The organism is Chromatiales bacterium, assembly GCA_020445605.1.
Taxonomy (GTDB): Bacteria; Pseudomonadota; Gammaproteobacteria; order JAGRGH01; family JAGRGH01; genus JAGRGH01.
Genome location: JAGRGH010000047.1, coordinates 1 through 12,453, shown reverse-complemented (window position 1 = coordinate 12,453; position 12,453 = coordinate 1). Strand labels below are relative to the sequence as shown.

General features: G+C 64.8%; 13 protein-coding genes. All 13 read left to right on the top strand.

Annotated features, from left to right (window positions below):
- Window positions 1-61: 61 nt before the first annotated feature.
- The 13 genes from KDG50_09720 to glmS all read left to right on the top strand — a co-directional run bounded on the left by KDG50_09720 (window position 62) and on the right by glmS (window position 12,185).
- Window positions 62-1,132, top strand: a complete 1,071-nt coding sequence (locus KDG50_09720) for a DUF11 domain-containing protein (GenBank protein MCB1865696.1) — start codon at window positions 62-64, stop codon at window positions 1,130-1,132.
- A gap of 244 nt (window positions 1,133-1,376) precedes the next feature.
- The gene (locus KDG50_09715; protein MCB1865695.1) at window positions 1,377-1,757 is read left to right on the top strand and encodes an ATP synthase subunit I; all 381 of its coding nucleotides are present in this window, start codon (window positions 1,377-1,379) and stop codon (window positions 1,755-1,757) included.
- A gap of 8 nt (window positions 1,758-1,765) precedes the next feature.
- Entirely contained in the window at window positions 1,766-2,656 is an 891-nt protein-coding gene (gene atpB / locus KDG50_09710) for a F0F1 ATP synthase subunit A (protein MCB1865694.1), read from the top strand.
- 47 nt (window positions 2,657-2,703) lie between these two features.
- Window positions 2,704-2,940 (top strand): F0F1 ATP synthase subunit C, encoded by a 237-nt coding sequence (gene atpE / locus KDG50_09705; protein ID MCB1865693.1) that lies wholly within the window; start codon window positions 2,704-2,706, stop codon window positions 2,938-2,940.
- Window positions 2,941-2,989: 49 nt separating this feature from the next.
- The gene (locus tag KDG50_09700; GenBank protein ID MCB1865692.1) at window positions 2,990-3,460 is read left to right on the top strand and encodes a F0F1 ATP synthase subunit B; all 471 of its coding nucleotides are present in this window, start codon (window positions 2,990-2,992) and stop codon (window positions 3,458-3,460) included.
- A 9-nt stretch (window positions 3,461-3,469) separates the two neighbouring features.
- Complete coding sequence (locus tag KDG50_09695) at window positions 3,470-4,006, top strand: F0F1 ATP synthase subunit delta (protein ID MCB1865691.1); 537 nt, start codon at window positions 3,470-3,472, stop codon at window positions 4,004-4,006.
- A gap of 6 nt (window positions 4,007-4,012) precedes the next feature.
- Window positions 4,013-5,554, top strand: coding sequence for a F0F1 ATP synthase subunit alpha (gene atpA / locus KDG50_09690; protein MCB1865690.1), 1,542 nt, complete (start codon window positions 4,013-4,015; stop codon window positions 5,552-5,554).
- Between the two features lie 20 nt (window positions 5,555-5,574).
- Window positions 5,575-6,441, top strand: a complete 867-nt coding sequence (gene atpG / locus KDG50_09685; GenBank protein ID MCB1865689.1) for a F0F1 ATP synthase subunit gamma — start codon at window positions 5,575-5,577, stop codon at window positions 6,439-6,441.
- Between the two features lie 43 nt (window positions 6,442-6,484).
- Window positions 6,485-7,870: a F0F1 ATP synthase subunit beta gene (atpD, locus tag KDG50_09680; GenBank protein ID MCB1865688.1), complete on the top strand. Its 1,386-nt coding sequence runs from the start codon at window positions 6,485-6,487 to the stop codon at window positions 7,868-7,870.
- A 22-nt stretch (window positions 7,871-7,892) separates the two neighbouring features.
- On the top strand, window positions 7,893-8,318 hold the full coding sequence (locus KDG50_09675; GenBank protein MCB1865687.1) for a F0F1 ATP synthase subunit epsilon: 426 nt from the start codon (window positions 7,893-7,895) through the stop codon (window positions 8,316-8,318).
- Window positions 8,319-8,373: 55 nt separating this feature from the next.
- On the top strand, window positions 8,374-8,868 hold the full coding sequence (locus tag KDG50_09670) for an FKBP-type peptidyl-prolyl cis-trans isomerase (GenBank protein MCB1865686.1): 495 nt from the start codon (window positions 8,374-8,376) through the stop codon (window positions 8,866-8,868).
- A 10-nt stretch (window positions 8,869-8,878) separates the two neighbouring features.
- Entirely contained in the window at window positions 8,879-10,261 is a 1,383-nt protein-coding gene (gene glmU, locus KDG50_09665) for a bifunctional UDP-N-acetylglucosamine diphosphorylase/glucosamine-1-phosphate N-acetyltransferase GlmU (protein MCB1865685.1), read from the top strand.
- Window positions 10,262-10,352: 91 nt separating this feature from the next.
- Entirely contained in the window at window positions 10,353-12,185 is a 1,833-nt protein-coding gene (glmS, locus tag KDG50_09660) for a glutamine--fructose-6-phosphate transaminase (isomerizing) (protein ID MCB1865684.1), read from the top strand.
- Window positions 12,186-12,453: the final 268 nt, after the last annotated feature.

Sequence of the window (12,453 nt, the reverse complement as noted above, 5' to 3'; positions counted from 1 at the left end):
TGTTTGCCCGTTGTGGCCTGCCGCATAATAGCCGCAATTTTCACAAGGGAGGCCCAGGGACATGAATCGATCTCTCCTCGCGGCTGCCGCACTGCTGGCATCCGCTTCCGCGCTCGCCGACGAAACCATCACTTTGAATAGTGGTGTGGCGCCGGTGACCGTGCTGGCCGGCCCGGCCGATACGCCGTTCGCTGCATCGTTCGTCGCGGCCGACTTCACGGCCGCTTCGAGCGGGCCGGCGGCCACCGTCGACCTGACGCCGGCCGGGGCTTGGATCGCTGCGCTACCCGCCGACGCGGCCGCGGAGTGGATTGGCGCCTCGGCCGATCCTGGTACCGCAGGACCCTCGGGTCTCTATGCATTCCCGTTCACGATCACCGAGACGGCGATCGGGTCGGTCACCCTGACGGTCGCGTTCGCGGCCGATGATGCGCTCGGTCACGCCGCTGCGCCCAACCAGGGTGTGTTCGTCAACGGCACGCCGCTTGCCGGCACGACCGGTGGCGGGTTTGCCGCGCAGACGACCTACGGCCCGACCGACATCACGGGGCTGGTTTCGACCGGCGCGAACACCGTCTATCTGTACGCGCCTGACGTCGCGGGTGGCCCGTCGGGTCTGATTGCGAACGTCGTGGTCGCAGTCGAAACGGCCGATGCCGATCTGACGCTCGTGAAGACGGCGTCGGCGCCGACCGTGCAGACGAACGCGGCATTCAGCTACTCGCTCGTGGTCTCGAATGCCGGTCCGGATGCCGCCACGAACGTCACCGTGACCGACACGCTGCCTGGCGGTGTGGGCTACGTGTCCGCCTCGGGTAGCGGCTGGTCCTGCGGTCATGCCGCCGGAATCGTGACCTGCACCCGGGCGAGCATCGCCAGCATGTCCGCCGCGCCGACGATCACGATCAACGTGACCGCGCCTGGTTCGCCCACGAACACCATCAACAACGCCAGTGCCAGCTCCGATTCGGACGACCCGGATGGCGCCATGGATTCCGCGACCGTGAACGTCGTGGATCCGCCGCCGGTGGACGAAGAGCCGCAGCACGTGCCGACGCTCAATGTGTTCGGCATCGCCGGCCTGATCGCCCTGATCGGTCTGGTGGGCGGCCTGCGTCGCCGTCGCGGCTGACCGCAGCCTGCATCGGCCGCCGGAGCGCGTTGCGTTCCGGCGGCTTTTTTTCGCCCGTGGGCATGATCGTTTTCAATAGTCTGGATCAAGCCTCGCCGCTGCGGCGCAATTCCCAGTAAAAACCACGCATCCCGTAGTTCGCCGGTGTGGGTTGCGCATTGACCGCCATCGGGTCGCTCCGTAGAATCCCCGGGTCTTTGGCAGGCGGTTTCGGGCGTGAAGCCCACACGCGACGACTCGATCGATGACGGCAGCGGATCGACAACGCATCATCCGCGCCACGCTGATCCAGATCGCCATCGGGCTGGGTGTGGCGGGTCTGCTCCTCGTGAGTGTGGATCGCATCGCCGCGATGTCCGCGCTGGCGGGCGCGGCGATCGCCCTGGCCGGAAGCCTGCTGTTCGCGCTGGTCGTGTTCGCGCCTTACCGCGCCGCCGACCCGGGCGGCTTGACGCGCCGGCTGTATGTGGCGGAGTTCGCCAAGCTGGCGCTGATCGCGGGCATGTTCGCATGGCTGTTCGACGGCTGGCAGGGGCTGAACCCGGCGCCGTTGTTCGTGACGTTTTTTTTGGCTTATCTCGTGCCGTGGATGGTCGCCGGCAGCGGTTCGACCACGGCTAGGTAACGGTTCGCATGTCTTCGGAAAGTACGCTGACCTCGGGTGAGTACATCAAGCACCACCTGACCAACATGACGTTCGGAAAGCTTCCGGACGGCAGTTGGGGGATTGCGCACGACCAGGCCGAGGCGGCCCAGATGGGGTTCTGGGCGATCCACGTCGACACGATGTTCTGGTCGATCACGCTGGGCGTGCTGTTCCTGTGGCTGTTCGGCAAGGTCGCGAAGTCCGTCACCACGGGCGTGCCGGGCCGTCTGCAGAACTTCGTCGAGATCATCATCGAATTCATCCAGACCAGCGTGAAGGGCTCGTTCTCGGGGCACAATCCGCTGGTCGCGCCACTGGCCCTGACGATCTTCATCTGGGTCTTCCTGATGAACCTGATGGACCTGATCCCGGTCGATCTGATTCCGCTCGCGGCCGGCAAGATCGGCGAGTGGGTGTTCGGCGCCGATCCGCACCACGTCTACTGGAAGGTCGTGCCGTCGACTGATCCGAACGCGACCTTCGGCATGTCCATCGGCGTGTTCATCCTGATCCTGTACTACAGCCTGAAGAACAAGGGCGTCGGCGGCTTCGTGCACGAACTCACGGGCATGCCGTTCCAGTCCGACAACCCGGTGATGAAGGTGCTGTTCATCCCGGTCAACCTGTTCCTGGAAGGCGTGAACCTGCTGGCGAAGCCGGTTTCGCTGTCGCTGCGACTGTTCGGCAACCTGTATGCCGGCGAGATGATCTTCATCCTGATCGCGCTGATGTACGGCTCGAGCTTCGTGCTGTCGACCTTCGGCGGCGCGTTGCAGTTTGTCTGGGCGGTGTTCCACATCCTGGTCATCACCCTGCAGGCGTTCATCTTCATGACGCTGACCATCGTCTATCTCGAAATGGCCAGCCACGAACACTGATTCCTACTCTGATCCATCTCTAACGAAAGACTTCACGGGAGACCCTCATGGAAATGGCAAGTGCATTGCTCGTTATTGCCGCGTCCATCATGCTCGGACTCGGCGCCGTCGGCGCCGCGGTCGGCATCGGTGTGCTCGGTGGCCGGTTCCTGGAAGGCGCGGCGCGCCAGCCGGAACTGATCCCGATGCTGCGTACGCAGTTCTTCATCGTCATGGGTCTGACCGACGCGGTGCCAATGATCGCCGTCGGTCTGGGCATGTACGTGCTGTTCGCGCTGGCCTGAAGACGTCGCCTGCGGCCGCAGCCGCAATCGTCCAGCGGGAGAATCCGGCATGAACATCAACCTGACACTGATTGGGCAGATGCTTTCGTTCGTGGTGTTCGTATGGTTCACCATGAAGTTCATCTGGCCGCCGATCGTCAAGGCGCTCGAAGAACGCAAGGCGAAGATCGCCGAGGGTCTGGCGGCCGCCGAACGTGGCGTGCACGAGCAGGAACTTGCGCAGAAGCGCGCGACTGAAACGCTTCACGAGGCCAAGCAGCAGGCCGCCGACATCATCGGCCAGGCCAACAAGCGTGCGGGCGAAATCGTCGAAGAGGCCAAGGTCGCGGCGAAGAGCGAAGGCGAACGCCTGCTGCACGCCGCCCAGGCCGCGATCGACCAGGAGGTCGCGCGTGCCCGTGAGGAGCTGCGCGGCAAGGTCGTCGAACTCGCGGTCGCGGGGGCTGCAAAGATCCTCGAACGCGAAGTGGACGCCGAGACGCATCGCGGCGTGGTCGACAAGGTCGCGGCGGCGCTGTAGCACAACGCCATGGCCGAACTCACAACCCTTGCCCGTCCTTACGCCGATGCGGTGTTCGCGCGTGCGCTCGAGACCGACAAGCCCGATCTGTGGTCGGAAGTGCTTGCGCTGCTGGCCGCGGTCGTTGACGACCGCCAGGTCCGCGCGCTGATCGGTCGCCCCGATCTGGGCGCCGAACGGCTTGCGGATTTTCTGCTCGACATCGGCGGTGGGCGCATCTCCGAAGAAGGGCAGAATCTCGTGCGGCTGCTCGCGCAGAATGGTCGCGTCGCGCTGTTGCCCGAGATCGCACGCCTGTACGAGGTGCTGCGTTCCGAACACGGCGGCGCAATCGACGTGGAGCTGACCGCGGCCTATCCGGTCAACGACGCTCAGCGTCAGTCGCTGGCGGCGGCGCTGGGCAAACGGCTGGGTCGCGAGGTGCGACTGAGTGCAAGTGAAGACAAATCCCTGATCGGCGGCGTGAAGATTCGCGCCGGTGATCTGGTCATCGACGGCTCGGTGCGCGCTCGACTTGAAGCGCTTGCCAGTCAATTAGGTACTTAAATGAACATGCAATTAAACCCCTCCGAGATCAGCGAACTCATCAAGAGTCGCATCGCCAAGTTCGACCTCAAGACCGAGGCCCATACCGAGGGCACGGTCGTGAGCCTGACGGACGGCATCACGCGTATCCACGGCCTAGCCGATGCGATGCAGGGCGAGATGCTCGAGTTTCCGGGCAACACCTTCGGGCTCGCGCTGAACCTGGAGCGTGACTCCGTCGGCGCCGTTATTCTCGGTGAGTACAAGCACATCTCCGAGGGCGACAGCGTCAAGTGCACGGGTCGCATCCTCGAAGTGCCGGTCGGCGAGGCGCTGCTCGGGCGTGTGGTCAACTCGCTGGGCATGCCGATCGATGGCAAGGGGCCGATCGACGCGCAGGGTACGGCGCCGATCGAGAAGGTCGCCCCGGGCGTCATCTGGCGCAAGTCGGTCGATCAGCCGGTGCAGACCGGCCTGAAGGCCATCGACGCGATGGTCCCGGTCGGTCGCGGTCAGCGCGAGCTGATCATCGGCGACCGCCAGACCGGCAAGTCCGCGGTGGCGATCGACACGATCATCAACCAGAAGGGCACCGGCATCAAATGTATCTACGTCGCGATCGGCCAGAAGGCCTCGTCGGTCGCCGGCGTGGTGCGCAAGCTCGAAGAGCATGGCGCGATGGAACACACCATCGTGGTTGCGGCCACGGCCGCCGAGTCGGCCGCGATGCAGTTCATCGCACCGTACTCCGGTTGCTCGATGGGCGAGTACTTCCGCGATCGTGGTGAAGACGCACTGATCATCTATGACGACCTGACCAAGCAGGCCTGGGCGTATCGCCAGGTCTCGCTGCTGCTGCGTCGTCCGCCGGGCCGCGAAGCCTATCCCGGCGACGTGTTCTACCTGCACTCGCGCCTGCTCGAGCGTGCCGCGCGCGTGAACTCGGACTTCGTCGAGCGCGCGACCAACGGCGAGGTCAAGGGCAAGACCGGTTCGCTGACCGCCCTGCCGATCATCGAGACCCAGGCCGGCGACGTGTCGGCCTTCGTGCCGACCAACGTGATCTCGATCACCGACGGTCAGATCTTCCTCGAGACCGACCTGTTCAACGCCGGCATCCGCCCGGCCATCAACGCGGGCCTGTCGGTATCGCGTGTCGGTGGCGCGGCGCAGACGAAGATCATCAAGAAGCTCGGCGGCGGCGTGCGTCTCGCGCTCGCGCAGTTCCGCGAACTCGCGGCGTTCTCGCAGTTTGCATCCGACCTCGACGAGGCCACCCGCAAGCAGCTCGACCGTGGCCAGCGCGTGACCGAACTCATGAAGCAGCCGCAGTACACGCCGCTGACCGTGGCGGAAATGGCGCTGTCGCTGTTTGCCGCGAACGAGGGCTATCTCGACGACGTGGATACGAAGAAGATCGTCGAGTTCGAGCATGCCCTGCATGCGTTCGCCAACGGCAGCCACAAGGCGCTGCTCGATGAGGTGAACAAGAAGGCCGGCTGGGACGACGACACCGCCGCCAAGTTCCACGACGTGCTCAAGGCATTCAAGGCCAACGGCGTCTGGTAAGCGGCTGACGGAATCAGACAATGGCCGGCGCAAAAGAGATTCGCACCAAGATCAAGAGCGTGCAGAGCACGCAGAAGATCACCGCGGCCATGGAAATGGTCGCCGCGAGCAAGATGCGGCGCGCGCAGGAACGCATGCGTGCGGCGCGCCCGTATGCCGAGAAGATGCGTGTGGTCATGACCCACCTCGCGCAGGCGCATCCGGAGTACAAGCACGTGTACCTGCAGGAGCGCGCAGAGATTCGTTCCGTCGGCTACATCGTCGTGTCGTCGGATCGCGGTCTTGCCGGCGGGCTCAACAACAACCTGTTCCGCAGCATCGTGCGGCAGATGCGCGAGCACGAACGTGGCGGACGCAAGTTCGCGATGTCGCTGATCGGTTCCAAGGCCGAGGGCTTTTTCAACCGGCGCGGCGCGAACGTGCTCGGGCAGATCACGCACATCGGCGACGCGCCGAAGGTCGAGGACCTGATCGGCACGGTCAAGACCATGCTGGATGCGTTTGCGAGCGGCGAACTCGATGCCGTGTATCTCTGCTACAACGAGTTCGTGAACACCATGACGCAGCGCCCGACCATCGAGCAGCTGCTGCCGATCGCGGGCGCGGAAGCCGACGCCGGCAAGAAGCAGCACTGGGACTACATCTACGAGCCGGATGCGCGCGAGGTTCTTGATGGCCTGCTGACGCGTTATGTCGAATCCATCGTCTACCAGAGCGTGGTCGAGAACCTCGCCTCGGAGCAGGCCGCGCGCATGGTCGCGATGAAGGCCGCGACCGACAACGCCGGCAAGATGATCGACGAATTGAAGCTTATCTATAACAAGGCCCGCCAGGCCTCGATCACGCAGGAAATCTCCGAGATCGTCGGCGGCGCGGCAGCGGTCTGATCGAAGACCGCCAACCAGAATTTCAGATCAAGAGGTTCGGATTATGAGCAGCGGAAATGTCGTGGAAATCATCGGCGCGGTCGTCGATGTCCAGTTCCCACGCGACGCGATGCCGAAGGTCTACGATGCACTGCGCATCGACGGGTTTGGAGACGACGGGCTGACGCTGGAAGTCCAGCAGCAGCTCGGCGACGGCGTCGTACGCACGATCGCGATGGGTTCCACCGACGGTCTGCGTCGCGGCGTCGATGTCGCGAACACCGGCACGCCGATCCAGGTGCCGGTTGGCAAGAAGACCCTCGGTCGCGTCATGAACGTGCTGGGACAACCCGTCGACGAGGCCGGCCCGGTCGGTGCCGAGGAGACCTGGCCGATTCACCGTTCGCCGCCGACCTACGCGGAGCAGGCCGCCAGCGTTGAGATTCTTGAAACCGGCATCAAGGTCATCGACCTGATCATGCCGATCGCCAAGGGCGGCAAGATCGGCCTGTTCGGCGGCGCGGGCGTCGGCAAGACCGTCACGCTCATGGAGCTGATCCGTAACATCGCCATCGAGCACTCGGGCTTCTCGGTGTTTGCGGGCGTCGGCGAGCGTACGCGCGAAGGCAACGACTTCTATCACGAGATGAAGGACGCCGGCGTTCTCGACAAGGTGGCGCTGGTGTACGGCCAGATGAACGAGCCGCCGGGCAACCGTCTGCGCGTGGCGCTCACGGGCCTGACCATGGCCGAGTACTTCCGCGAACAGAAGGCCGACGTGCTGCTGTTCGTCGACAACATCTATCGCTATACGCTGGCCGGTACCGAGGTGTCCGCACTGCTCGGCCGCATGCCGTCCGCGGTGGGTTACCAGCCGACGCTGGCCGAGGAAATGGGCGTTCTGCAGGAACGCATTACCTCGACCAAGACCGGTTCCATCACCTCGTTCCAGGCCGTGTACGTGCCCGCGGACGACCTGACCGACCCGTCGCCGGCCACGACCTTCGCGCATCTGGACGCAACGCTGGTGCTGTCGCGTCAGATCGCCGAGCTTGGCATCTACCCGGCCGTGGACCCGCTGGATTCGACCTCGCGCCAGCTCGATCCGCTGATCATCGGTCAGGACCACTACAACACCGCGCGTGCCGTGCAGAGCACGCTGCAGCGTTACAAGGAGCTCAAGGACATCATCGCGATCCTGGGCATGGACGAGTTGTCCGAAGACGACAAGCTCACCGTGTCGCGTGCGCGCAAGATCCAGCGCTTCCTGTCGCAGCCGTTCTTCGTCGCCGAAACCTTCACGGGCTCGGCCGGCAAGTACGTGTCGCTGGCCGACACGATCCGCGGTTTCAAGATGATTGTCGAAGGCGAGATGGATCAGTATCCGGAACAGGCCTTCTACATGGTCGGCTCGATCGACGAAGTCGCCGAGCGGGCGAAGTCGGTCTGAGGCCGGCTGACCAGTCACGGCCATGGCAATGACCATCCATGTCGACATCGTCAGCGCCGAGAAGAACATCTTCTCGGGACTGGCGGAAATGGTGTACGCACCCGCGGTGATGGGCGAGGTCGGCATTGCGCCGCGCCACGCGCCGCTGATCACGCGCCTGAAGGCCGGCGAGGTGCGGGTGGAGACCACGCCCGGCACCCAGCAGTCGTTCTTCATCTCCGGCGGCATCCTCGAGGTGCAGCCGGACGTGGTGACGGTGCTGGCCGACACGGCCGTGCGGGCCGCCGATCTCGATGAAGCCGCGGCGATCGCCGCGCGCGAACGCGCCGAACGCGCACTGGCCGATGCAAGGACGGAGTTCGACACTGCCCGCGCCCAGGCCGAACTGGCCGAGCGGGCCGCGGAGCTGCGCGCAATCGACCGAATCCGCAAGCAGGCCAAGCGCTAGACCTGTCGACCCATTGCCGGCAGCCGCGCGCCAGCCGGACCGCACCGGGGGCCCGATGGCCGACACCATCCGCAAGGGCAAATACGTTCGGTTCACCTACCGCGTGAGCGACGAAACCGGACAGGTCGCCGAACGGAGCGATCAGCCCGTGCCCTATGTACACGGCGAGGGCGGCGTTCTGCTGCCGAAGATCGAACTCGCGCTGGCCGGCAAATCCGTCGGCGACGTGGTCACCGTCGACGTACCACCCGAAGAAGGCTTCGGCCCGCATAACCCGGACCTTGTCTTTACCGACGATATCGAGAAGGTCCCCGCGGAATTCTCCTACCTCGGGGCGGCGGTCACGATGCAGAGCGATCGTGGCGAGACGATGATCTTCCACGTCACCAGGATCGAAGACGGTCAGTTGACCGCCGACGGCAATCATCCGTACGCGGGCCGGACTCTCCGGTTCCGGCTGGAGATCGTCGAGGTGCGCGATGCCACCGATGACGACCGCCGCATGGTCGCCGAACTGCGCTCCGCCATCCCGCTGAAGGCCCCGCATTGAGCCCGGCGCGATGAGCCTCGCTGTCGTCATCCTCGCCGCCGGACAGGGCACGCGCATGCGCTCGCGTCTGCCCAAGGTGCTGCACCCGATCGGCGGCCAGCCCATGCTCGTGCGCGTGATCACCGCGGCGCGCCAGCTCGAAGCGAACACCATCTGCGTCGTCTACGGTCATCACGGCGCGCAGGTGCAGGCCGCGGTGGCCGGCCACGCATCGGTCGACTGGGTCGAACAGCTGGAACAGCTCGGCACCGGCCACGCCGTGCAGCAGGCCATACCGAACATTGCCGGCCATGATCACACCCTCGTGCTGTACGGCGACGTGCCGCTGATCGAGGTGCCGACCCTGCAACGCCTGCTCGCCGAGCTCGAACACGCGCCACTGGCGCTGCTGACGATGTTTCCCGATTCCGCGCAGGGCTATGGCCGGATCGTGCGTGGCGATGGCGACATGGGCGCAATCGAGCGCATCGTCGAAGAGCGTGACGCCACGGATGCCGAACGCCGGATTCCCGAGTGCAATTCCGGCATCCTCGCCGCCCGGACCGACGCCCTGATCGGCTGGCTTGAACGTCTGCGCTCGAACAACGCGCAGCACGAGCTGTACCTGACCGATGTCGTCGGGCTTGCCGTCGGTGACGGCGAACGCGTGGCGAGCGCCCAGCCCGACCGCATCGAGGAGGTGCTTGGCGTGAACGACCGTGTGCAGCTCGCCAGACTCGAACGCGAACACCAGCGCCTGGAGGCCGAGGCCCTGATGCGGGCCGGCATCACGCTCGCGGACCCCGACCGTTTCGATCTGCGCGGCAGCCTGACGGCGGGTTCCGATACCTCGATCGATATCGACTGCGTGTTCGAGGGGCGGGTGGTGCTCGGCGAGGGCTGCCGGATCGGACCGCACTGCGTGATTCGCGACGCGGTGATCGGCGAGCGCGTCGAGATTCGCGCCTTCAGCGTGATCGAGGGCGCCGAGATCGGCGACGACTGCATCATCGGGCCTTATGCGCGGCTGCGCCCCGGCGCCGTGCTGGCCGAACAGGTCCACGTCGGCAACTTCGTGGAGATCAAGAATTCCCGGTTGGGTGTCGGCGCCAAGGCGAATCACCTGAGCTACCTCGGTGACGCCACGGTGGGGCGGCGCGTGAACGTCGGCGCGGGCACCATCACCTGCAATTACGACGGCGCCAATAAACACCATACGACCATTGGCGACGACGCCTTCATCGGCTCGAACACCGCCCTGGTCGCGCCTGTCACCGTCGGCGAGGGCGCGACCATTGGCGCCGGCTCGACCATATCCGCCGACGTTCCGCCGGGTACGCTCGCGCTGACGCGGCCCGAGCAACGTTCCCTTAAGCACTGGAAACGCCCGAAAAAGGACGCGGCCAAGACCTGACCCGCCCGCGGCAGGCGAGCATTCGGGAGCATCCCTCCGCCGCTGCGCTACGATAGCGCCCACCGGAACTACTGCGGAGCCGAAAACCGCCATGTGTGGCATCGTAGGTGCGGTCGCCCAGCGCGACGTCGCCCCCATCCTGATCGAAGGCCTGCGCAGGCTCGAATACCGCGGTTACGATTCGGCCGGTCTTGCCGTACTCGACGCCGCCGGCTGCATCACCCGTCACCGCACCGAGGGCAAGGTGGCCCGGCTTGCGGGGATTGTCGAAGAACACCCGCTTGGCGGCGGAACCGGCATCGCCCACACGCGCTGGGCCACGCACGGCGCGCCGTCCACCCGCAACGCACATCCGCATGTCTGCCGTGACACGGTCGCGGTTGTGCACAACGGCATCATCGAAAACTTCGCGGAACTGCGCGAACAGCAGTCCGCGGCCGGTCACCGTTTCACCTCGGATACCGATACCGAGGTCATCGTCCACGCGGTGTTCGACCGCATCGAAGCGGGAGGCGATCTGCTGGAGGCCGTGCGCGGTGCCACCGCTTCGTTCGACGGTGCGTATGCACTCGGGGTCGTCAGCCGTAACGAACCGGACCGGCTCGTCGCCGCGCGACGCGGCAGTCCGCTGGTGATCGGGCTGGGAATCGGCGAGAACTTCGTCGCCTCCGACGTCTACGCGCTACTGCCCGTCACGCAACGGTTCATGTTCCTCGAAGAAGGCGACATCGCCGATGTACGCCGCGACTCGATCGTTGTCTACGACGCATCCGGCACCCGGGTCGAGCGTGCCGTGCGCACCAGCGAACTGTCGCCCGAGGCGGCCGAACGCGGTGGCTACCGCCATTACATGCTCAAGGAGATTCACGAGCAGCCGCGCGCGATCATCGATACGCTCGAAGGTCGCCTGGTCGGCGACGGCGTGTCGCCCGAGGTGTTCGGCGCGAACTCCCAGTCGATACTCGCGGGCGTGCGCGCGGTGCAGATCGTCGCCTGCGGCACCAGCTACCACGCCGGGCTGGTGGCCCGCTACTGGCTCGAGAGCCTCGTCGGCATTCCCTGCAACGTCGAGGTCGCAAGCGAATATCGTTACCGACCGCATGTGGTGGCACCGGACACGCTGTTCGTAACCGTATCGCAGTCCGGCGAAACCGCCGACACGCTCGCGGCATTGCGACTTGCCAAAACGCTTGGCTACCGTGCGAGTCTCACGATCTGCAACGTACCGGAAAGCTCGCTGACCCGTGAGTCCGATCTGGTGGCGCTCACGCGCGCGGGGCCGGAAATCGGCGTTGCATCGACCAAGGCGTTCACCACCCAGTTGACGGTGCTCGCGCTGCTGGTTGCGCTGCTTGGGCGCGAGACTGCGAATGGAGCGGACATCGAGACAGCGGTCGTCCGGCAACTGCGCGCGCTGCCGTTGCTCTGCGAGCGTGCGCTTGAACTGGACCCGGCCATCGAACTGCTCGCACAGCACCTCGCCGACAAGTCGCATGCGCTGTACCTCGGTCGCGGCGCGCACTACCCGATTGCGATGGAAGGCGCGCTGAAGCTCAAGGAAATATCGTATATCCACGCCGAGGCGTATCCGGCCGGCGAATTGAAGCATGGTCCGCTGGCGCTCATCGACCGCAACATGCCGGTCGTGGCGGTGCTGCCCGACGATGACCTGCTCGACAAACTCAAATCCAACCTGCACGAAGTGCGCGCGCGCGATGGTCAGCTGTTTGTCTTTGCGGACGAGGATGCCGCGTTTGAAGAGGATGCCGGCGTTGAACTGATTCGTGTGGGTCATTCGTCCGGCGTCGCCGCGCCCATCGTCGCGACCATCCCGCTGCAACTGCTCGCCTACCATGTCGCCATCGTCAAGGGAACCGACGTCGATCAGCCGCGCAACCTTGCAAAGTCGGTCACTGTTGAGTGAACACCTTTGGTTGAGTGATTGTTGTGGTCTGTCGGAATAAAGTCTGTACATTAGGAATATAGTCCGTACAACTAAGAAGAGTCTGTACAGAAATAGCCCTTAGGAAAAAAGTCTGTACAAATTGGACCTGTTGGCAGTGTTGAGGGGCGAAGCGGATTGGGCTTGGTTTCCGCTTACGTCCAGACTTCGACTGTTGTAGGCGGGTGCGGCTGATCGGTGTTGACCGATAGACGCGTCCAGCCATCCGGGCCTGAAATGGTCGCTGATT